Raw genomic sequence first — 21,844 nt, 5'->3', positions numbered from 1 at the left:
AATTCCAAAGCCTATCAATGAGACTTTGGAATATGTGATACTTTTAAGGCAAGATCCAATTGACTATCTCTAATAAAGACTGCTAATTGATAAACTGGATAAGACCTGACACCTTGTCATAATAGCCAGCAGTATCCCAATCGGCATGTTGAGGTAAGCCTGTTAGTGTTCCTGTAAAGACAACCGTATTGCTAATTGTACGAGCTTCGCTAGGGCTATTACCGACCTGTGCACCATCTAAAGTAGTTGTTATACCATTTGAAATATTAAACTGCGGAGTTCCTGCCCAACTTCTAGAAGCATTGTACGTTCCATTTTGCTTCAATTTAATCGAACTGAAACTTGCTGTTACAGCATCGCCTGTCTTACGTGCTGCTCCTTCAACTCGAAGGTATATGTCAGAACGATTGGCCAAGACTGCATTCTGACCACGGACAACCTCCGTCCCATTTACATATCCAACATAGCTGCCATCTTTCTGCAAGGTTAACATCAAACGGTAGGTAGTGTTGAGATTTGCAAGATAGTTTGCTCTATGGTAGGACTGTCCACCTACATTATTGCTTCCAATATTTTCAATCAAGAAGGCTGTTTTACCTGTGTATGGTGCAACTGCCGCAGTATCAAATTGCAAACCAAAACTAACTGCTGCATCTGGTGCGGCCATAACAAGTTTTGCATGGTAGCCAGTACCTGAGCCTGTCAAGGTCACGTCCGCTTCAATGGTATGGTTTGATTCTGTATTTGCGATCGTGGCAGCTCCAGATGGAACAGATGAAGATAACTGGCTAGTTTCTTGTTTAGGAGGTATTACTGGGGTCGAACCAGTTGATGGAGTCGGATTGGTCGGTTGCGCAGGTTGATTGTAATACTGGGTTTGTATTGGGACACCTACACGATTTCCATATAACTTAACCCCTTCTTGTTGCCAACCATGTCTTGGTAGTACCGTGTATTCATTTTCATCAGTGGTCCAATGATGTAGCCCTCGCAAGGCTTGATTATAGACACGGTAAATTTTCGCAATTCCACCAGAATAGAATACCGGCTGTCCATTGTTATCAAGTGTCCAACCATGTTTGCTGGTCAATACCTTGACTTCGTTAGTATCAGTTGTATATAAGTGGTTTTGCAAGCCAGCATTATAAAGGCGATAGACAGGACTACCTTGGCCTGGATCTGGAGCATACCATGCTTCGCCTTCATAGCCCCAACCATGCTGGGTATACAAGACATCTTTTTCATTTTTATCGGTTGTATATAGGTGTTCTCCATTCTGCCTGTTGTACAAACGATAAATGGTTTGATCTGCTTGAACAGATTGGCCTGCAAACAAAGATAGGGCTGACAGAGCGGTAACCACTCCGACGGACAGGGTCTTTTTCATATGATAACTCCTTGCTTTTTTCGCCATTTTAATATATAAAAGGGCAATTGTCAATACCCCTTCATACAATGATTATGGAATTTGTGGCTTTTGCTGTTTGGCTGCAAAGTATTTCTGAAGCAGGGCCTTGATCGTACCTTCATTAGTTTCAGACAAGGGCTGAATATTGCCCATATCCGTACTCAATAGATAGGTATTGTCAAAGAAAACAGTATCATATGAGTTATTATTTTCTTTATAGTAGAACAATGACTCTCCCAAGAAGTAGTTAGGAACCGAAATATCCATATAATCTAGTAGAGTCGGTACCAGATCCAAGGAATTTCTGCCTTCAACATCCTTTTTCTCTGCCACGATTCCTTTATGATAGACTATAAACGGAACTCTATCAACATCTTGGTTTTCACGATTATAAGACGGATAGGCTGCTATGAAATCCTTATCTGCAAAGGTGGCATGGTCTGTTGTAAAGACCAAAATCGTATTATCAAAGACTGGGTTGCTTTTAAATTTTTCTAAAAATTGATTAAAATAGTAATCAAAGTTATAGAAGCGATTTAATAATATGTTTGTTCCAGAGTCAAATTTCTTATCCGGCGAATTAAAGGTCATGTGGGTACCGTAAGTATAGATAGCTGTTAAGAAAGGTGTCTTCTGAGAAACCTGTCCTTCTATCGTATCGTATAGAAGCTCTAATGCCGCCTGGTCTGTTAAACTTCCATTAGGGCCTTTCGCCAGGTCGTTCTCATTCACAATACTATCAAAGTTGAACGATTCTAGATAAGATGTAAACTGAGTATTATTCGGCTCAGTATTGATAAAGGTTGTCTGATACCCCTTTTCTCCCAATACTCCCTGCAAGGAAGTTAAGGTATTCGATTCATAATTATCTAGTTGATAACCTGAATACAATTGACCAATCAAACCTCGGTAGGTAGCAAAGGTATGATTGTAATAATTTTCAAAAGTGAGTGATGAATCCTGCAATTTCTTCAGATTCGGCATAATGCTACGTTCATCTTCTACAATATTTTGTGACAAGCCTTCCACAAAAATCAGAACCACATTAGGAGTTGCCGATAAATTGGTTGGTTTAGGACGAGCATTCTGCACAATCCCTTTATAGAAAAAATCCGTAACATTAGGAGCATTGGCAATTTTTGCCAGGTCCTGCTGGTATTCGTAGGAATCAGCTGCTAGTTGGTATACTCCAAAAATCGGAGAATAAATGTTTCCACTCATTAAGGTGATAATCAACTCTAGCAGAAGAGAGCTAGATAAGACTGTTGACCAATTGATTTTTCTTGTTTTCACATAGGTGATTGGTAAAAATGTGAAGATCAGTATACAAATCATTCCGAACACTATGGAAGCAAAATGCCCCGACAAAGATTCTAAGGATTCAAGGTTTGTCACCATTACCAAAGTGGTGAAACTTCCACCAAAAAACAGGACAATATTCTGCACATTGACAATCATTAAAAGTAGGCAGTTCACAATGTAGGCTGCAAGCTTTTTTTCTTTTATCAATAGATTACTGAATGTTGCAATGCTAACAACTTCAAAAATAGTAACAAGAATATAGGCCCAATCTGTGTGGTTTTTAAAACTCATTATGGACAGAAGAACAGCAAAAAGGTACTTACTCAATAAGACATAGAGAGCATACTCTTTCATTAGCCGTTTGTAAGTAGCGATCATCTCAATTTTTTCTCCTATCAGGTATTTCACTATTGATATGTTTTAACATTATTTATTCCTTCCTCATCACAGTTTATAGTCATTTGCCATTTTTCACTTTATCATTCAAACACTATTTTCTCGTACAAACCTTGTTAATGTCAAGTGCAAGTATAGGTAGAACAATAGCAACCAGGCTGCACTTTGAAGCGTAAATCCAACTATCTGAGCAAATGTCCTTTTATAAAAGACAGAAACTGTTCCGCTGTGCGTCACACTTATCGTTGCACGACCGTCATTTAATGCTTTCTGGGTGACATTTGGCTTATATTTTTTCTTGTATTGTTGGAGCTCTTCGCTAGTTAAAGGGGCATAAGCTATTTGGGGTTGTGTTCCCTTTGCACCCGCAGAATACTCCGCAACATAGCCCTTATACCAAATTCTCGGCAAGGTCAACTCTACACTTTTTCCTTCTTGATTCAACTGAACATCAAACATAAGAAGGTTATAGCCTTGACGTACGTTTTCTACCGTAACCTGATTTGTGTCATAGATAAACTGATTGATTGTACCATTCTGAACACGCTTATGGTTAATATCTAAATTAAAGTATTCGCTCCCTGAGGCCCAATAAGTGGTCAATAAGGGATTTTGAAAGGCCTTGTCTGCCATTTCATTTTGCTCTTTCATCACAGCAGCATTTGTCGCTGTTAGATTGTATTCTTCTTTGAAGTTGGCAAAGTTAGGTAAAAAGCTCAAGGGATTTGTCACTAGATAAAAGCCTATCTGTACTACTGCTATTACTTTGTATAATCGTTTTTTCTCTGCTAGAAATAGAGCAGTAATCACAAAAGCTGGTATGAAGTAAGATAGTCTATTCGAATACTGGAAGACTGTTAAAAAGGTATAACGAAATACCGAGTACCAAGGTAAAATATTTGAAGTAGCAACCAATAGGATTGTCGAAGTCACCAGCAACTGACGACCAATCTTGGGTAAGGATTTATAGACTACCCCCCCCCCGATTATTAGAAAGACCAGAGCTAATGGAAAATAGTAGTTCGTAATCTCCTCAAAAAGATTCCCTGCATCTAAGATGGTTTTTGACTTAAATGGGTAATCACGTAATCCCCAAGACACAAAGAAGGTTTGCGATAGCCTTTGTTCTATAAATTGTAACACAAAACCAATGGACAATCCTACCGCTATCACAATCGAAAAAACAAATGAAATGATTTTTTTCAAGGTCAATTTGTTTACCGAAAGCAAGACCAGTATGAACGAAGAGATGGCTAATACTAGAGTTGAGATGATGTGAGTCTGGACCATCAGAGCAATAATGATTCCTAGGGGGATAGGATTGAGTTTATCCTGAAAGATCACCTTGTAGATACAATAGATTAGCGGAACAATCAAAGGAGGTATTGCACTCATGCCAAAACCAAAATATGGGAAGGCTATAGCCATCGTCATACCAAATAACAAAGACTTGGCTTTATTTTGAGTCATCTTATAAAGACAAAAATAGGATGTTGTTGCTGTAGCCCACATAATGATGAAGGCATAGCTTGCAAAGGCAACCGTCCCTACTCTCGTTACTAGATAGACTAGGGCAGGAATGTAAAGAATACCGTTACCATAGAACATTGGAACTGCATAACCAGAACCATGTGTAAACAGAAAGTTTAGGTTTGGCAACAGGTCTCCATTAGCAATAGATTGCGCCAATCCTACTATCCTGGCCATATGGAATGGATAATCATAGATTTGACTGTTTGTATTGATGGAAATATAGGAAATGAGCGTCATCAGTAATGCATAAACAAACAGTGTGACGTAAGGGTGCTGATAGAAAATATTCAGTTTTTCCCGCCTTGATTCGTTTCGATTCATCATATCTTACCTTTTTACACTTAACTATCCTGCTCATCAAACTGATTTCCTCTATCATTTGGTCATCAGACGTCGAATAATATACTTAATAGCTCGTAATGGACCAATGATAATATATTTTAAGGCGCCTCTAATCCCACCAATGTGATCAAAGTTTACATAGGTGTGAGGCAGAGCATCCGCCCGCTCATTAAGCAATTTATTATCAATAAAGGCTGTTAATTCGATGGGATTTTTAACAATACGGAAATCATAGTTTTTATCCCAGGCAATATAAACCAATAAGCGTTCGATGGCATGGAGAATAGAATTTTGTGGCAAGGGCTCTGCTGGCACATCTGCATCGGTTAGGTTTAAATCAAAGAGTGACTGTAAGGCATCGTATTTAAACCACACATAGGTTCCATAGGACATCACAAAAGTATGAAGAGCATTAAAATCTATCTGTTTCTGCATCCCCATTTTCTGCCACAACTCATTCATGGCTGGAGCGATCCTATTCTCATTATAGGCATCGACTATTTTATTAAAACGGAAAAAGGTTGGGATATCTGCAATCACTAGCCCTAAATCAGACTGTTGTTCCAGATTGGCTAGAATATCATTTGCTGGTTCTACCAACATAGCTATCAACTCTTTCCGCCAAGACTCTCCCGCCCAGAAGTCTGCTTCTTTGGATTTTTTGGTATGGAAATGTCCAACATAGGTATAGGTCTGCAATTGCTCCTTCAGTTTCAACATAGGTAGTACATCGCGACCAATATTTCCCGTTACAAAAATCTGAGCCTGCCTTCCATTTTCAGATAGTATCGCCTCTATCTCAGCTACCTTATTCTCTTGATCTGTGGTTATGAACAAGTCGTAACTAAAATTAAAGGAGTCGAAAGCTGTTAAAAATTCCTGCAAGAGGTCTACATAAAATACATGTAAATGAATAGCTACTCTTCCGTCGTTAGAATAAGGCTCTTGACCTGGTTTTAGGTATTTTTGTGCCAAAAGGTACTTAAAATCAGGGTAGTTGATTTTGGACATATGTGACACGATTAAATCAACTGGATAATCTGATTTTTCGGCAATCTCTTTTAAAATATAAGGCGTTATATGTTGGTTCCCATCAATGGTTTTAACCTTAATAAAGGGTACCCGATGCTTCAAAATAGCTGTCGGATTGTAGTAAGAAAAATCTGGATGCAGCATTCCTGCAGTATCTTCTTCTACTGTATTAAAGACCGTCTGATAACGAAAACCTGCTTCAAGTAGGTTTGTCGTAACTTGTGTTTCATAATGGTCAATAACATCCTGAACATTTGTAAAGTTTTGCACACTTTTCCAAAATTCTTGAAAGGCTGTTGATTGAACTACCTTATTTGAAAAGGTTAAGTAGTAGCTCTGAATATGCTCACGAAACTGTTTGGTTTCTCGGAAATTGGTCATCCCCCAAAAATCAATCGTTTCATCTTCCTCATACCGTTGATAAAGCTCTGACATATCCCACAGCGGCCCAAAACAGGTGTCATTCATTAGGGTCAGTGAATCGTAGTGCTTTAGCTCCTCGAAGCCTATACTTGTCATCCCATCACGCCAAGCAGCAAAATCAAAGCCAATATTCTCTCGGCGAATAACTTCATCTACCAAAAAAGACTGTCTGAGAACAGTTTCGTCCTCTTCTGAAAGCGGACTATTACTAATAAATACAACCTTTGAGAAGAGCGAACGCATGGCTTCTAATTGATATTGGACATGGGAACTAAGCTGTCCATATTTATTAAAATGGACATACAAAAGCAAACGCTTCATTTTTTTCTCCTAAAAAAATTGATAATCTTTGTTGGAATAATCCAACGTCGTGAGCCAACAACTGCATGGTATGAGATAGTAAGATTTTCAATCTCTTTTTGTTGTCGGCTAATAAGGGCTTCACTTTCACGAAGCTGCCGCTCTAATCGCTCTCCCTCTATGGCTTTCTTCCGGAATTCAACTAGCTGCTCTCCCAAAATCTTAGCAACATAGTCTGGGGACTGCAGATCATCCAATTCACAGATAGTATAATTTAGTGTAAATTCTGAACCATATAAAAACGAGGTTTCATAGATCAATTGCGGATCTTGTTGTGTAAACAACACCATGTCTCCAACCAATACGCCATTGGTGTAAGCTGGTAGAAGGGTTGTTCGCTCCTTTTGACTCACCAATGAAATATTTCGGTAAAAACTTGGTTGTTCTGATAGGTCAATACGCACTCGTTGGCAGTTATCAGGCAAGCTAAATCGAATCTCATCCTGCTTCAACAAAGGATAGCGTAAGATATTTTCTTGACAAAATCCAGATCCATCCGTGTCGAAATAGATAGTGACTTCTTGAATACCAACTTGCGCAAGACCACGTTCTTTTTTTGTCAAGACAACTTCGTAGTTGTTATTTCGTTCTAAAAGAATATCAAGCATTTCTCGATAATGACTAGATGGATATTTATCTAGATAGAATTTCTGAGTCTCCAACAAGGTATGGAAACGATTCTCTATTTTAGAAAAGTCTACCGGTCGCGAGTCAGAGCCTTGGTTAATCGTATAGGCAACTGTAACTTCTGGCAAGAACAACAATTGTGTTCGTTGAAATAAATCGAGCTGTAAATTAAAGGTATCGTCAGCAGTGGTCAAATCTAGTTCCTGATTAACCTCTAGCATCAATTCTCTCTCTACAAGCCAAGTCGAAGCCATGGTAAACCCACGAGTCGCTAACATTTTAGCATAGGTATCCGCTAAGGGAATACTTCCACTAGCAAAACCTGCTCTGGACACCAGCTGTCCATTTTCATCATAGATATCAAAATCTGTATTGGACCACTTGGCTTCTGGGTGTTCTTCTAGTAGGGTCACCTGTTTCTGAAGCTTGTATGGATCTAACCAAAAATCATCCCCATCACAACGAGCAATGTATTTACCCTTTGCTTTTAGACAGGCGGACACCCATGTCCGTGAGATTCCCTGGTTCTCTTCATGGAAAATCGCTTGAATCTTTTCTGGATATTGGTTTTGATACGATCTAATGATATCTCTGGACGAATCCGTCGAACAGTCATCAACAAGAATAATTTCAACTTCAAAGCTTGTTTCTTGTGCTAGAAAGCCTTCGATAACCCTCTCTAACCACGGAGCCTTATTATAAACCGTGCAAATGATTGATACTATTGGTTGTCCCATCATTCATCCTCTATCTAGTTATTTTCAAAAGTCCAGTTACCATTTCGTTGAATGAGACCACTTGCTGAATCTAAAGCTGAAATATCATCTGGTGCAATATCTGTTCGATTCACCATGATAATCGGTGTCTGCGTCGCATCTGAAAAAGCCAGCATCTTACCGTCTTTATCACGCACCGTGACTTCCAACTTTAGTTTCAAATCATTAACATTAGGCAATGAACAAGAGTAGTTTACTACTTTTTTGCCTTTCCCTGATTGTAGTTGGTTCATTGAATTATCATTATAAATCCAAATGTTGCGGTCAATGTCTGTCAGAGAGAGTGCCATATAGGTCTCAATATCTTGTAAAACAGTATATTCCATTCTAAAATGAATGGTATCTTTAGGGGAAATCTGGTTTGGACTTAATAAATCCAACTTAAAATTCTCAACCAATTGCACTTCTTTTGCTTCTGCGGATTCAGAATCTACGCCTTTTTCTTCCTCTAAATGTTCTTGTTGAACTGTTACAGTATTGTCAAAACTATATTGATTGGCCACATTTTCTGGGTTTCCAATAGCCTTTACCAAGCCATGTTCAATCAAGACGGCCTTGTTGCAATATTTCTTAACTGCACCCATATCATGGGTAACCAGAATGGTTGTCTTTCCGCTTTTCTTCCGTTCTTGGAAATAATCGTTACATTTTCTTTGGAAGGCTTCATCGCCCACCGCCAACACTTCATCCAATATGAGAACATCTCCTTGGGCCTTGATGGCTACAGAAAACGCTAGACGAACCTGCATCCCGCTAGAATAGTTTTTAAGTTTTTGGTTCATGAATTCACGTAATTCTGCAAAATCAACGATATCATCATACATGGCATCAATTTCTTCACGTGAAAAACCAAGAAGAGCGCCATTTAGGTACACATTCTCACGCCCTGTTAATTCAGGATTGAAACCAACTCCAAGTTCAATAAAAGAAACCAATTTCCCATTTACGGTCACTGTCCCGTGTTCTGGAACATAAATCTGTGAAATAATTTTTAAAAGCGTTGATTTACCTGATCCATTTCGCCCCAAAATACCAAAGAAGTCACCTTTTTCAACCTCAAAAGAAATATCCTTCAATACATGCTGCTCTTTGTAACCCTTGATTCCTTTAAAACGATTGACCATGGTTGTACGCAGACTCTGACTAGCTTCTGTCGGCAATTTAAAAAACTTACTGACATGATCAACCTTTACTGCAATATTTTTTTCTGTCATTAGAGAATCTCCGCAAATTTCTTAGAATATTTTCCAAACACAGTCACCCCAATTGCAAAGACGATTAGAGGGATGAGATATGGTATCAGCACAATCACCTTATTGTTAATAACCTGCCAAACAGGCAAATTGGCTTTGTCGATAACAAAATAGCGCATATCTTGAATAATTTGAGCCATCGGATTTAGCATCATCAACTTAGCTGCCAATACGCTCTGGTCCATCACAAACGATAGGGAGTAGATAATTGGGGTTGCATACATCCCTGCCTGCATCACCACTTCCCAAATTTGTGCTAAGTCACGAAAACGAACAAAGAGGGTAGAGAGTATCAAAGCAATCCCTGTCGCCAACAAAAAGAGCTCAACAAATAGAGGGAGAGCCATCACAACCGTCCATGTGAACTGTACACCATTAAATAGAGAAAAAATCAACACAACTAATAAATTGATGGAGAAATTGATTGCCGCACCAAATACTGAAGAGAGCACTATAATCTCCTTAGAAAAGTTTAACTTCCTCAATAAGTCTCCACGTGTAACAATGGAAACCATTCCCATATTGGTGGCCTCTGAAAAGAAGGACCAGATAACATTCCCTAACAATAAGGCAACCGGAAAATGCGGAACGTCACTACCTAATCTTAGAAAGTGAATGAAAACAACGTACATAATAGCAAACAACATCAAGGGCTTTAGAATTGACCAAAGATAGCCAATTACCGACCCTTGATAGCGTAATTTAAAGTCTGTTTTAATCAATTCTTTTAAAAGAATTCGATTTTTTGTGGAAAATAAATCCATACCTTTTTCCTTTCGATTATAACAGTTCTATAAAATCCTATTCCTCTGAGAAAAATACATCTCAATTCCCACTATAGAACAAGTTTTTTCTAAAGCGAACTCACTACATTATACACTTAATTAACGCTGCTTGCAATATAACACTGTCGCTAGTAAGGGAGCGCAATGCATAGACACAATAAAAGCTCCACTAGTTCCGATAATGAAAACATCCATCACAGAAACCGTGGAGCTATATAATCAGGAATCATTCCTACTTAGTAAATCGATTTGTATAATCTAAATTCACATCAAAGAAGGAACGTCCTGGCAACAATTCCGCCTTAGATGTATACTGCCATGCTGCTGTCCGTGCGTGTAGAGACATAGACATTGCTTGTGCAGGGGTCATAGTAGAGTATGGATATTGCGCTACCCAGAAATTACTCATTCCAAATTGACTGGTTTGAATCGGGCCAACTACTCCTAGAGAATTATCATCAAGCCAACTAGCTCCAGTATAGTGAATGAGATTTGAATAGCCTAAGTGACGCATCTCTTCTTCCCAAGCCTTCATATTTTCATTGATATTCTTACGAGTGGCATGCTCTTCAATATCATTAACCATTAGAGTACTTGTTGGAAGCCCGAGTTTCTTGGCTGCAGCTACAAAATATTGCGCCTCTGCTTTAGCCTCTTCCTTGCTCGTGAAGTGCGAATAGTGATAAACAGAAACCTTGAGACCTGCAGCTAAGGCATTTTTCACCTGCCCTTCTGCATAAGGATTTAAATAACTTACAGCCTCTGATAGTTTAACGACAACACCTGAAATACCATTGGCAGCCAAGGTTTTGTAGTCAGCTACCGACAAGGTTCCATTATGGCTACTTACATCGATAAATCTAGGAATCTCTGATTTCGTATAACTAATCGAGGCATTAGCTTGGGCAACATTATGCTTTTGCCCCTGACTAGTTATGGATAAGGAGATGCTGTAATTTCCTTGTTCATAGTTATGATTACTGATTCGAACGGGTACAAGATAACTTCCATCAGATTGCTTTGTCGCTTCATAATGCTGGACATCATTTTGACCACTAACATCTGCCCAGACAGATGCCTGGATGGATTCAATACCTTTAGGAACATATAAATCTGTGATACGAACATCAAAGAAACCATAGGTTCTGTCAATATTCTCAATTCTAACCGTAGCTTTTGGAACGGTATCCTTTATTTCTACTGTAGTTGTGGTAGAAGGAGAAACACCAATTTTTGTCCCATCCGTTTGTACAAGATACAAATGAACCTGATAGACTCCAGTGCTATAGCCATGGTTTTTGGATTGGACAGATACTTTATAGCTTCCATCTGCCTGTCTTGCAGCTTCGTACCAAACCAAGTCATCTTGTCCTTTTTCATCTGACCATACTGGTACAAGAACACTGCTAACACCTAAAGGACTATCAACGTTTGATACAATGATATCAAAATTCCCGTTTTGAGAATTCTTATTCTGAACACTTACAGTTCCTGTTGGTTTCTTTTCAACTTGTGGAGCTGCAGGTGTGTTTGGAGCACTTGAACTTCCTGCACTTCCTAGTCCGTAGAAGGCAATCCCTTCCTGTCGCCAACCACGACCTGCTAGAACAGCATATTCGTTAGCATCCTTCGTATACAGATGGACACGTAAATCCGGTTGATAGAGACGGTAAACCGGAATATTGCCGTGAGAACGGAAGGCTTCTCCCTCTTGTCGCCAACCACGACCTGCTAGGACAGCATATTCGTTGGCATCCTTCGTATACAGATGGACACGCAAATCCGGTTGATAGAGACGGTAAACCGGCTCTCCCTGATTTGAAACAAATCTCCATGCCTCACCTTCTTGTCTCCAACCACGACCTGCTAGAACAGCATATTCATTTGCATCCTTCGTATACAGGTGGACACGCAAGTCCGGCTGATAGAGACGATACAAAGCCTGCTCAACGGTTGCTTGTGTAACTGTTGTAGCCTCTGGCTGAGTTGCAGTTATTGAGGTTGAACTGCTTGTTGTTGAACTTTCTTCACTAGCAGTACCCTCTTCAGTATCCGGTACTGATCGGAATGAAATTCTCGGTTCTTCTGTTGCAACTGTGCTGGTCTCAGTCTGAGCCTGAGTTGAGGAATTTGTACTCGATTCTGCAACCGTTGAGACTTCTGAACTTGTCGCCTCTGTAGTAGAAACTTGTGTTTCCGACACAGCCGAACTTTGACTTGTTTCAGTAGTGTTTGCTGCAACAGGTAAAGTCATCGTTAGTAAACAAGTAGCTCCGAGTCCTAAACTTTTTATATATTTGCTTCTCATTCGTCATCTCCTATTATGAATTCAAAGTCATTATAACATATTTCCTTAGGTGTTTTCAAATACTTTTTCGCTGAAATCAACTTACTAAAAACAAACCACACTTTTAACGGTAATAGAAGACTACCGATAAAGTGCGGTTGTAAAATACCTTGCATCACACACTAACAGTATGGATTGACTACAGATATCCTTTATCTCTTTTTGCGAGAAAGCAAGGTGCAATAGACTTTTTATTCAATCAATCTCGGCTTTTCATTCCAAATTGATAGCGATACTCTCTTCCGTCCCTTAATACTACCAACACTGACACTTGTTGATTTTGAACATGATAACTAGCCTGACCCTGTTGAAATAACATAGTTCCCCTATCTTCTATCAGTTTACCTTCCTCCTTTTTCTTAACACTCGTTTGAGCTGGTTTTTCTATCGTTTCTTGACTTTCTTTAGTTGATTGAGCCTCCTTTACTTCCTTCTTCTCAACAGTCTCGCTAACGACTATGTCATCTTCCTTCCTTTCATCTGTTTGGCTAGCTTCCTCCTTAGCAACCGCTTGACGCTCTTGCAAGTCCTCTTCGACTTGGTCCAAGACCATCTGAGCCATGATGTAGGCCGTCGTTTCTTGCCTCGCAACCTGAACTAAGCGACTTTCGGCTTCTTGGCGGTGGATATAAAACTGAAGCAAGAGACTAAAGACTGCCAGCATCAAGAGGGCATAGAGCAGGATGCCAGCCCTAACCTTTTTCTTTAAAAGCATAGATAAAGGTCCGCTCCTCCCCGTTTTTAAAGCTAAAGTCGATGCGCACCAGCTGGTTTTCTTGGGAAATGGCTGCGCTGTCCACCTGATAGAGCATGGGCTGGTAGCCCTGTCCCCTGTCATTTGTTTTCCGAAAATCATCCGACCGTGACTTACCAAAGGCCAAAGCCTGACCAGCCTTGTCTACATAGACCTTGCCATTTTCAACCTTGACCAAGTCCGCCTGGTCCCACTCCGACCGCAACTGGCTAGAAAAGACCTGCCATTCCTTCTGTATGGTATGCCTTTGGTAATGCGCTTCTTGGACCAGCAGTTTTGACAAGCCTTCAAAGACCAAAAGGCTACCTGAAAGGATGACTAAGGCTACCAAGCATTCCAGGAGAGTAAAGGCAGGAATTTTACTTTTTAACAACCGATAAAACCTCCTTTCCCTCGTGGAAAACAATCATCTTATCCACTGTTCGTTGAACCTGAACTGTAACACCGTTTAAGGCTAGGCTATCTTGCTCGGTCTGAACAGCCATCTGTGCTAGATTGAGAACTTCCTGTTGTTCCAATTCCCAAGCCTGTCGCCTGCGACCTGTATCTACCGCAGTCAAAATCAAGCTACAAATAGTCACTAGGGTCGCAAGGGCAACTAAACTTTCTAGCAAGATATAAGCCTTATTCTTCTGTTTTCTTATAGCGACCACTCCCTATATATAATTGATACTTGACTATTTTTTGACTAAGCCGAAAACGAATGTTAGACAGTGAGGAATTTCCTCCATTTTCTTCAAATTGGATGGTCTTCTCTTCCAATACTTTTACGTTTCTGGGCACCTCTACAGCCTGATGACCATTTGTCACTTCTTGTTCGCCGATAGTCAAGCTAATTGACTGGTGAGAACTAGCTGCCAATTTCTGGCTGTCTTTATAGATGGCTTCAAATTCCCAGAGGAAAATCTCTTCTTGAACTGACTGAAAGGCTGTTTGCACCGTTCCCGACAAAGAAACGGCTAAAAAACTAACGACAAATAAGGTCAGCAAGCTTTCTAGAAGAGTGAAGGCCTTATTTTTTCGCCTTAGCATACTCTTCTGCTTGTTTTTCAGTGATGTAGCCAGCTGCCTGCAAGTCTGCCACCGTTGCTTCCTTATCATGCTCTAATTCATAGAGCTCCATCTGGCTTTCTACAACCTTAACAACCGCTGCACCTCCTGACTCCTTAATCGCTTCTTTTTGCTTACTCAAATTAGGCACAAATAGGAGCAGAAGCACACTAACAATGAGAAGTACTACTAACATTTCCACCAATGTGAAGGCTTTATTTTTCAATTTCATTAATTTTTTCATTTTATAACTCCATATTTTGATAAATCGGCAGCAACATGGCTGCGTAGATGAGAACGACCATTAAGGCCACAAAGAGAAAGACCAGCGGTTGGATTAGATGCATGGCTCTATTGACCCGAGAGAAAAATTCCTCCCAACACTCAGCTGCATAGACTGTCAACTCGCTCCCTAATTTGGACTTGACCTGACCGTACTCGACAATCAAACTCAACTCCCGCTTAAAAAAGGCGTAGGTCTTGATGTGTTCGTGAAAGCTCTGACCATTGGAAAGCGACTGCTCCAGGTCCTGGCCAATCTCCCGAAAGAGCTGCGATTGTTGCTCCTGCATCAGGCCCACAATCTGCGGCAGGTCCAAGCCTTGCCCAATCAAACTCCCCCACTCCCTGGCGTAATAGGCCGTCAGGTAGGTTTGGATGAGTTTTCCGAAAAATGGCAGAGCTACTAAACGGGAAAAGACTTTGATTTTATCGGTTTTGCGAAACCAAACAAGACCAGCTAAGACCGCTACCAAACTAAGTCCACAAAGGGATAAAAAGATAGTCGGCAGATGGTTAATTAGCACGGTCGCTACGTTGCCTTCCTCCAACTGGGGCAGAAGATAGTTTTTCAAGCCAAGCATAATCAAAAGCAGAAAACCAAGCAAGATAACTGGATAGGTCGCTACTTCAATCAGCTTTTTACGAACCTTGCTGACATTTTCCAGATAGGACTGGATATGGCTCAAACTCAGACTGGTATTGCCATGAACTTCTGCCAAAGCCACCTGTGTGACCACCGCATCTGAAAAATGCAAATCCGCCAGCAAACTTGAAAAGGGTTTGCCTGCAAGAAGACCATCCGACAAGACCTGGGTATAGGGATCTGCCAGCAGCTGACTGCGTTTGAGGAAATCAACAATCTCCCCCAGATGAAAACCACTGGCAAAGAGATTATTAAACAGTTCAATGACCGTACGCTGGCGAACCAAGGGTAATTTTTTCTGTTTCTGCCTGCCGAAGACTGATATGTCCTGCTGCAAAAAGGCGATCAATTTGCGCATTCCACTGGTCTGCGGAATGGTTTTGGTAATTTCCCTTTGCAAAATCTACCACACCTCCTCCCCCTATTAAACGTTGATAGGCAATACCTTGAAGGGCATTGTTTAACTCCTCAGAGCTGACACCCAATTCCAACATACGGGCGTAGACACCTGAAATAGACCTTGCATGGACTGTTGAGAAAACGGTAGCTCCCGTCAGGCTGGCTCGAATGACTGCTCGAGCGGTTTCCGCATCCCGAATTTCACCGATGATGAGCAAGTCTGGTCGATGACGGAGGGACAGTTTGATCAGATTGTCGTAGGTGGCTCCGATGGCTTCATTGAGCTGGAGTTGCAGCATGTCCTCCTGCTTGATTTCGACAGGATCCTCGATAGTCAAAATCTGCTTGTCTGGGAATTTCAGCCTGGCAAGATGGTACATAAGTGTGGTCTTACCAGAGCCGACTGGACCCGAAAAAAGGTAGAGCCCTCGTCCCTTGATTTCTTCTGCAAGCCGCTCAGCCGCCTCAAACCAGAACTTGAGTTCCTTGTCATTGTCATAGAGCAGGCGGATAACCAGACTTTCCTTGCCACGATAATCTCCGACAGTTGATAAGCGAAGTGAAATCTCGCCGTTCCCATAATCATAGTCACAGGAACCCTGCTGGCTACGGCGTTTTTCACCGACATTTAAACCTGCTAAGAACTTGAAATGGCTGATGATGGCTGTTACTTCCTCCTCAGCCAAGTCGTGCACAAACTCCCGTTCGTCCATGATGCGATGGTAGACTTGGTAGTCCTGACCACGAGGAACCAGATAAATATCACTGACCCTATCCGCCACCGCCTCTTCAATCAACTTTCTTGCTTTTTCTTGAATCATAAAACCTCCTCACCCTATCTATTCGCAAGGAAACTTGATTTTCCATACTTTTTTGTTAAAATAATAAAAAACTTGGAGGTTCCTATGAAAAAATTAAAAAAAGGCGACCACATACGTGTAGTCAGTCCCTCTTCGTCTATTGAAAGAATTGGTGGTTTTGAAGCCAATCTTGCCGCCAAGGAAAAATTGGAAGACCTGGGCTTCAAACTCTCTTTCTCAGAACATTATTTTGAAAACGATATGTTCGATTCGGCTCCGATTGCTAGTCGTGTTGCGGACTTGGAAGCCGCTTTTGGGGATGAGTCGGTCGATGCCATTCTGACAACCATTGGCGGTTTCAACTCTAACGAACTCTTGCCCTATCTGGATTTTGACCTAATTGCGCGCCATCCGAAGATTTTCTGTGGCTATTCAGATACGACTGCCCTGCTCAATGCTATCTACGCCAAGACAGGCATACAAACCTATATGGGGCCAGCCTATTCTAGTTTTAAAATGGTGCAAGGCCAAGACTATCAAACACAATCTTGGCTAAATGCAGTAACTCAGAACACATATAAATTAAGTCCCAGTACAGAATGGTCTAGCGACGCTTGGTACCTATCAGACGCCCCTCGCACCTTTTACCCAACAGAATGGAAAGTTTACAATCCAGGACAGGCCTCTGGCATTGCCATCGGCGGAAACATCTCAACCCTCAATCTGCTGACTGGAACCGAGTTCGCACCCAAACCTGACAAGTATGTGCTCTTTTTGGAGGAGGCGGAAGACGACGATTATCTGATTATTGCTCGTCACTTGACTGCCCTGCTACAAGCCTATCCTAATCCGCAGGCGGTTGTCTTCGGTCGTTTTCCTAAGGAAACCAAGATGACGGAGGAGATTTTGCTGGCCATTTTGGACAAGCACCCGATTCTCAAAACCATCCCTGTTCTCTACGATTTGGACTTTGCCCATACCCAACCTCTTTTTACTATCACAATCGGAGGTCAAGTGGAGCTCGACACCAAAGCATTTTCTATCAGATTCAGCTAAAAAGGATTGACATTCCAATGTCAATCCTTTTCTTCATGGTTCATACATTTGTCTTGTTTCAGCCTACAAGTACGCAAACGAGGGGGTGTCTGCGACTTGACAAAACCAGCAGGTAAATTTTCCTTAGCTTCTACTAGCATGAGCGAATGATAACGCTGTAAATACTCATCACATTCCTCACACCAATGCTGGTCTGATTCATCCCAAAAAGCCACCAGGGTTCCATTTTTACTCTGCTTCTTAGGGAATTTTTCTGACAAACGTACCCATTCTTTTTGAAAGGCAGTATAGGCATCCTCATAACGACTAAAGACATCCTTACTGACAATGTCTTCTTCCCAACCATCCAAGAACCACCAGGGTTCATAATCTCCATATAATTTTATTACCTGATACATAAGCACACACTTCCTTTTTCACACTCATTATATCGAATATAAAATCGTATAGAAAGTATTCTGCTTGTTAATTACTGATCAAATTATGTATGCGCTTTATTTCCAAATAGCAAAAAACACATCTCTAGAAATCTAGAGATGTGCATAAAATATTATTCACTTACAGTTTCAAGATTTGCTTCTGCAGCAAGCTCTTCAGCCACTGTGTCTTCAATGATTTCAACTTCATTAATAGCCTGTGGCTCAAGATTACGGTAGCGGGCCATACCTGTACCTGCTGGGATAATCTTACCAATAATAACGTTCTCTTTAAGACCAAGAAGGTTATCACGTTTACCACGGATAGCAGCATCTGTAAGGACACGAGTTGTTTCCTGGAAGGATGCGGCAGACAAGAATGAGTTGGTTTCAAGAGACGCTTTTGTGATACCCATAAGAACTGGACGAGCTGTTGCCGGAATACCACCTGCAATAACCACTTCCGCATTGGCATCTGTAAAGTCGGTAATATCCATGAGGGTACCCATGAGAAGATCTGTGTCACCTGGATCCATGACACGAACTTTACGAAGCATCTGACGAACCATTACCTCAATGTGCTTGTCGCCGATTTCTACACCCTGGCTACGGTAAACTTTTTGAACCTCAGAAAGAAGGTAAGTTTCAACCGCCAAGACATCACGGACTTCCAGCAAGCGTTTGGGTTGGATAGAACCTTCGGTAAGAGCTGCTCCACGCGCAACTTGGTCACCAACTTCAACCTTCATACGGGCTGTAAATGGAACCACATATTCGCCTTCGCCAGTTTTACCTTTAACAAAGACTTTCTTGGTACGAGTAGAAGCATCTTCTTCGATGGCTGTAACTTCACCTTTGATCTCAGTGATAACCGCTTCCCCTTTCGGATTGCGGGCTTCAAAGATCTCTTGGACACGAGGAAGACCCTGCGTGATATCGCTGTTTGAGGCTACACCACCCGTGTGGAAGGTACGCATTGTAAGCTGTGTACCAGGCTCACCGATTGATTGAGCTGCAATTGTACCAACTGCTTCACCCACTTCAACTGCATCACCTGTTGCCAAGTTGATACCGTAACAATGACGGCAGACACCGTGACGGGTGTTACATGTAAATACGCTACGGATAGTGACTTGTTCAACACCGGCATTGACAATTTCACGAGCAATGTCTTCGGTAATCAATTGATTTGGACCAATGATGACTGCACCAGTTTCAGGGTGTTTAACAGTTTTCTTAGTGTAACGACCTTGCAAACGCTCTTCAAGTGGCTCGATCATTTCCTTGCCATCTGTGATAGAACGGATGTCAAGACCACGGTCTGTTCCACAGTCGTCTTCACGGATAATAACGTCTTGGGCAACGTCAACCAAACGACGAGTCAGATAACCTGAGTCGGCTGTCTTCAAAGCCGTATCCGTCATACCCTTACGGGCACCGTGAGTTGAGAAGAACATTTCCAATACCGAAAGACCTTCACGGAAGTTAGACAAGATCGGCAATTCCATGATACGTCCGTTCGGAGCTGACATCAGACCACGCATACCGGCCAACTGGGAGAAGTTGGAGATGTTACCACGGGCACCAGAGTCCATCATCATAACGATTGGGTTCTTAGGATCTTGTTTTTCAACCAGGCGTTTTTCCAATTTTTCCTTAGCTGAACGCCACTCATCTGTAACAGCTGCATAACGCTCATCGTCTGTAATCATACCACGACGGAATTGTTTCTTGATTTGTTCGACACGTTCGTGAGATTCTTCAATGATTTCAGCCTTGTTGTCGATGACTGGAATATCGGCAATACCCACTGTCAAACCAGCAAGTGTTGAGTGATAGTAACCCAAGTCTTTCAAACGGTCAAGAAGGGCTGATGTTTCAGTTGTACGGAAACGCTTGAAGATTTCAGCGATGATGTTACCAAGATTTTTCTTCTTGAATGGTGGGTTGATTGGCAATTCTGCAATAGCAGCCTTGATATCTGATCCTGGTTCCAAGAAGTATTTATCAGGAGTTCCTTCTGTCAAGTTAGCGTTGTTTGGCTCTTGCAAGTAAGGAAGTCCTTCAGGCATAATCGCGTTAAACAAGATTTTTCCGACAGTTGTCATCATAATCTTGTGCTTTTGGTTGTCTTTCCATGGCTTGTGCAAGCTATCCGTTGCGATACCAACACGGGTATGCAAGTGAACATAGCCATTGCGGTAAGCCATAACAGCCTCATCCGCATCCTTGAAGACCATACCTTCGCCTTCACGACCTGCATCTTCCATGGTCAAGTAGTAGTTACCCAAAACCATATCCTGAGATGGTGTTACGACTGGTTTACCATCTTTAGGGTTAAGGATGTGTTCTGCCGCGAGCATAAGGATACGTGCTTCTGCTTGCGCTTCTTCTGACAATGGAACGTGAATGGCCATCTGGTCACCGTCAAAGTCGGCGTTGTAGGCTTCACAGACAAGCGGGTGCAAACGAAGGGCTTTACCGTCAATCAGAACTGGCTCAAAGGCCTGGATACCCAAACGGTGAAGGGTAGGTGCGCGGTTCAAAAGAACTGGGTGTTCTTTAATCACTTCTTCCAAGATGTCCCAAATGCGATCATCTCCACGTTCAATCAAGCGTTTAGCTGCTTTCACGTTACCTGCAATCTCACGGGCAACGATTTCACGCATCACAAACGGTTTGAAGAGCTCAATCGCCATTTCACGTGGCACACCACATTGGTACATTTTAAGCGTTGGACCAACGGCGATAACGGAACGTCCTGAGAAGTCAACACGCTTACCAAGCAAGTTTTGACGGAAACGTCCTTGCTTACCTTTAAGCATGTGGCTGAGTGATTTAAGTGGACGGCTACCTGGTCCTGTAATTGGACGACCACGACGACCGTTGTCAATCAAAGCATCCACAGCTTCTTGAAGCATCCGTTTTTCGTTTTGTACGATGATACCTGGAGCGTTCAGTTCCAAGAGGCGTGCCAAACGGTTGTTCCGGTTGATAACGCGGCGGTAGAGTTCGTTCAAGTCAGATGCAGCAAAACGGCCACCGTCCAACTGAACCATCGGGCGCAAATCTGGTGGAATAACTGGAAGGATGTTAAGAATCATCCACTCAGGTTTATTTCCAGATTTATAGAAGGCATCGAGTACATCCAAACGACGTACAGCCTTGATCCGTTTTTGTCCTGTAGCAGTTTTCAATTCTTCTTTCAAAGCTGCGATTTCTTTTGGAAGATCAACTTGCTTCAAGAGGTCTTGAATGGCTTCTGCACCCATTTTAGCAACAAATGAGCCATATCCATGTTCACGCAAACGCTCGCGGTATTCGCGCTCAGTCATGATTGACTTGTGCACAAGGTCTGTATCTTTTGGATCAATGACCACGTAGGCTGCGAAGTAAATAACTTCTTCAAGCGCACGAGGGCTCATATCCAAGGTCAAGCCCATGCGGCTTGGAATACCTTTGAAATACCAAATGTGTGAAATTGGTGCTTTCAACTCAATGTGTCCCATACGCTCACGACGGACTTTTGCACGAGTTACTTCCACACCACAGCGGTCACAAGTGATCCCTTTATAACGGATACGCTTGTATTTACCACATGAACACTCCCAGTCTTTTGTTGGACCAAAGATGACTTCGTCAAAAAGTCCATCACGTTCTGGTTTGAGTGTACGATAATTGATTGTTTCAGGTTTTTTAACCTCACCGTAAGACCATGAACGAACCTTACTTGGTGAAGCTAACGTGATTTGCATACTTTTAAATCGATTTACGTCAACCACTAATAATCCCTTTCTTTTCTTGTGAGAGGCTGGATTCCCAAACCTCAAATTCTTGAACAATAAACAGCAGAATAAGTA

Annotated in this window: 18 protein-coding genes; 1 reads left to right on the top strand and 17 read right to left on the bottom strand. The window is 41.7% G+C overall.

Annotation, left to right across the window (positions count from 1 at the left end; genetic code table 11):
* Window positions 1–82: 82 nt before the first annotated feature.
* The 15 genes from PW220_RS00760 to comGA form a co-directional block, all read right to left on the bottom strand.
* Window positions 83–1,387, bottom strand: a complete 1,305-nt coding sequence (locus PW220_RS00760; RefSeq protein WP_248055947.1) for a hypothetical protein — start codon at window positions 1,385–1,387, stop codon at window positions 83–85.
* Window positions 1,388–1,459: 72 nt separating this feature from the next.
* Window positions 1,460–2,743, bottom strand: coding sequence for an LTA synthase family protein (locus PW220_RS00755; RefSeq protein ID WP_248055946.1), 1,284 nt, complete (start codon window positions 2,741–2,743; stop codon window positions 1,460–1,462).
* Between the two features lie 450 nt (window positions 2,744–3,193).
* Entirely contained in the window at window positions 3,194–4,963 is a 1,770-nt protein-coding gene (locus PW220_RS00750) for a glycosyltransferase family protein (protein WP_248055945.1), read from the bottom strand.
* Between the two features lie 51 nt (window positions 4,964–5,014).
* A complete protein-coding gene (locus PW220_RS00745; RefSeq protein WP_248055944.1) occupies window positions 5,015–6,757 on the bottom strand; it encodes a rhamnan synthesis F family protein in 1,743 nt (580 codons plus the stop codon).
* On the bottom strand, window positions 6,754–8,163 hold the full coding sequence (locus tag PW220_RS00740; protein WP_248055943.1) for a glycosyltransferase: 1,410 nt from the start codon (window positions 8,161–8,163) through the stop codon (window positions 6,754–6,756). Before PW220_RS00740 ends, PW220_RS00745 begins: the two co-directional genes overlap by 4 nt.
* Before the next feature lie 11 nt (window positions 8,164–8,174).
* Window positions 8,175–9,413, bottom strand: a complete 1,239-nt coding sequence (locus PW220_RS00735) for an ABC transporter ATP-binding protein (RefSeq protein WP_248055942.1) — start codon at window positions 9,411–9,413, stop codon at window positions 8,175–8,177.
* Window positions 9,413–10,216, bottom strand: coding sequence for an ABC transporter permease (locus PW220_RS00730; protein ID WP_105117575.1), 804 nt, complete (start codon window positions 10,214–10,216; stop codon window positions 9,413–9,415). Before PW220_RS00730 ends, PW220_RS00735 begins: the two co-directional genes overlap by 1 nt.
* A 253-nt stretch (window positions 10,217–10,469) precedes the next feature.
* Window positions 10,470–12,545 carry an autolysin AtlA gene (atlA, locus tag PW220_RS00725; RefSeq protein WP_248055941.1) on the bottom strand — a complete coding sequence of 692 codons (2,076 nt, stop codon included), beginning with the start codon at window positions 12,543–12,545 and terminating at the stop codon, window positions 10,470–10,472.
* Between the two features lie 238 nt (window positions 12,546–12,783).
* Window positions 12,784–13,299 (bottom strand): competence type IV pilus minor pilin ComGG, encoded by a 516-nt coding sequence (comGG, locus tag PW220_RS00720; protein ID WP_248055940.1) that lies wholly within the window; start codon window positions 13,297–13,299, stop codon window positions 12,784–12,786.
* Window positions 13,277–13,711, bottom strand: coding sequence for a competence type IV pilus minor pilin ComGF (gene comGF, locus PW220_RS00715; RefSeq protein WP_105117572.1), 435 nt, complete (start codon window positions 13,709–13,711; stop codon window positions 13,277–13,279). Before comGF ends, comGG begins: the two co-directional genes overlap by 23 nt.
* Window positions 13,698–13,991 carry a competence type IV pilus minor pilin ComGE gene (gene comGE / locus PW220_RS00710; protein ID WP_105117571.1) on the bottom strand — a complete coding sequence of 98 codons (294 nt, stop codon included), beginning with the start codon at window positions 13,989–13,991 and terminating at the stop codon, window positions 13,698–13,700. Before comGE ends, comGF begins: the two co-directional genes overlap by 14 nt.
* A complete protein-coding gene (gene comGD / locus PW220_RS00705) occupies window positions 13,963–14,370 on the bottom strand; it encodes a competence type IV pilus minor pilin ComGD (RefSeq protein WP_248055939.1) in 408 nt (135 codons plus the stop codon). The genes comGE and comGD overlap by 29 nt, the downstream gene beginning before the upstream one ends.
* Window positions 14,351–14,632, bottom strand: coding sequence for a competence type IV pilus major pilin ComGC (gene comGC / locus PW220_RS00700; RefSeq protein WP_105096850.1), 282 nt, complete (start codon window positions 14,630–14,632; stop codon window positions 14,351–14,353). The genes comGD and comGC overlap by 20 nt, the downstream gene beginning before the upstream one ends.
* A gap of 1 nt (window position 14,633) precedes the next feature.
* Window positions 14,634–15,671, bottom strand: a complete 1,038-nt coding sequence (gene comGB / locus PW220_RS00695; RefSeq protein WP_316716460.1) for a competence type IV pilus assembly protein ComGB — start codon at window positions 15,669–15,671, stop codon at window positions 14,634–14,636.
* Window positions 15,574–16,533 (bottom strand): competence type IV pilus ATPase ComGA, encoded by a 960-nt coding sequence (gene comGA, locus PW220_RS00690; protein ID WP_248055938.1) that lies wholly within the window; start codon window positions 16,531–16,533, stop codon window positions 15,574–15,576. Before comGA ends, comGB begins: the two co-directional genes overlap by 98 nt.
* Before the next feature lie 84 nt (window positions 16,534–16,617).
* On the opposite strand from comGA, the gene PW220_RS00685 reads away from it, so the two are divergent.
* On the top strand, window positions 16,618–17,568 hold the full coding sequence (locus tag PW220_RS00685; RefSeq protein ID WP_248049579.1) for a S66 family peptidase: 951 nt from the start codon (window positions 16,618–16,620) through the stop codon (window positions 17,566–17,568).
* A 20-nt stretch (window positions 17,569–17,588) separates the two neighbouring features.
* On the opposite strand, the gene PW220_RS00680 is transcribed toward PW220_RS00685, so the two are convergent.
* Both PW220_RS00680 and rpoC read right to left on the bottom strand, forming a co-directional pair.
* Window positions 17,589–17,966 carry a DUF1033 family protein gene (locus PW220_RS00680; RefSeq protein ID WP_172049590.1) on the bottom strand — a complete coding sequence of 126 codons (378 nt, stop codon included), beginning with the start codon at window positions 17,964–17,966 and terminating at the stop codon, window positions 17,589–17,591.
* 152 nt (window positions 17,967–18,118) lie between these two features.
* Window positions 18,119–21,766: a DNA-directed RNA polymerase subunit beta' gene (gene rpoC / locus PW220_RS00675; RefSeq protein WP_248055937.1), complete on the bottom strand. Its 3,648-nt coding sequence runs from the start codon at window positions 21,764–21,766 to the stop codon at window positions 18,119–18,121.
* Window positions 21,767–21,844 lie beyond the last annotated feature (78 nt).

This window comes from Streptococcus sp. 29892 (assembly GCF_032594935.1).
GTDB classification, from domain to species: Bacteria; Bacillota; Bacilli; order Lactobacillales; family Streptococcaceae; genus Streptococcus; species Streptococcus hyiners.
The sequence above is the reverse complement of the archived record's forward strand: the minus strand, read 5'-3'. Positions and strand labels throughout refer to the sequence as shown.

Excerpts from the sequence above, each read along its gene's own strand:
- PW220_RS00760 (WP_248055947.1), bottom strand. The coding sequence starts at position 1,387 with ATGAAAAAGACCCTGTCCGTCGGAGTGGTTACCGCTCTGTCAGCCCTA.
- PW220_RS00755 (WP_248055946.1), bottom strand. The coding sequence starts at position 2,743 with ATGATTTGTATACTGATCTTCACATTTTTACCAATCACCTATGTGAAA.
- PW220_RS00750 (WP_248055945.1), bottom strand. The coding sequence starts at position 4,963 with ATGATGAATCGAAACGAATCAAGGCGGGAAAAACTGAATATTTTCTAT.
- PW220_RS00745 (WP_248055944.1), bottom strand. The coding sequence starts at position 6,757 with ATGAAGCGTTTGCTTTTGTATGTCCATTTTAATAAATATGGACAGCTT.
- PW220_RS00740 (WP_248055943.1), bottom strand. The coding sequence starts at position 8,163 with ATGATGGGACAACCAATAGTATCAATCATTTGCACGGTTTATAATAAG.
- PW220_RS00735 (WP_248055942.1), bottom strand. The coding sequence starts at position 9,413 with ATGACAGAAAAAAATATTGCAGTAAAGGTTGATCATGTCAGTAAGTTT.
- PW220_RS00730 (WP_105117575.1), bottom strand. The coding sequence starts at position 10,216 with ATGGATTTATTTTCCACAAAAAATCGAATTCTTTTAAAAGAATTGATT.
- atlA (WP_248055941.1), bottom strand. The coding sequence starts at position 12,545 with ATGAGAAGCAAATATATAAAAAGTTTAGGACTCGGAGCTACTTGTTTA.
- comGG (WP_248055940.1), bottom strand. The coding sequence starts at position 13,299 with ATGCTTTTAAAGAAAAAGGTTAGGGCTGGCATCCTGCTCTATGCCCTC.
- comGD (WP_248055939.1), bottom strand. The coding sequence starts at position 14,370 with ATGCTAAGGCGAAAAAATAAGGCCTTCACTCTTCTAGAAAGCTTGCTG.
- comGC (WP_105096850.1), bottom strand. The coding sequence starts at position 14,632 with ATGAAAAAATTAATGAAATTGAAAAATAAAGCCTTCACATTGGTGGAA.
- comGB (WP_316716460.1), bottom strand. The coding sequence starts at position 15,671 with ATGCGCAAATTGATCGCCTTTTTGCAGCAGGACATATCAGTCTTCGGC.
- comGA (WP_248055938.1), bottom strand. The coding sequence starts at position 16,533 with ATGATTCAAGAAAAAGCAAGAAAGTTGATTGAAGAGGCGGTGGCGGAT.
- PW220_RS00685 (WP_248049579.1), top strand. The coding sequence starts at position 16,618 with ATGAAAAAATTAAAAAAAGGCGACCACATACGTGTAGTCAGTCCCTCT.
- PW220_RS00680 (WP_172049590.1), bottom strand. The coding sequence starts at position 17,966 with ATGTATCAGGTAATAAAATTATATGGAGATTATGAACCCTGGTGGTTC.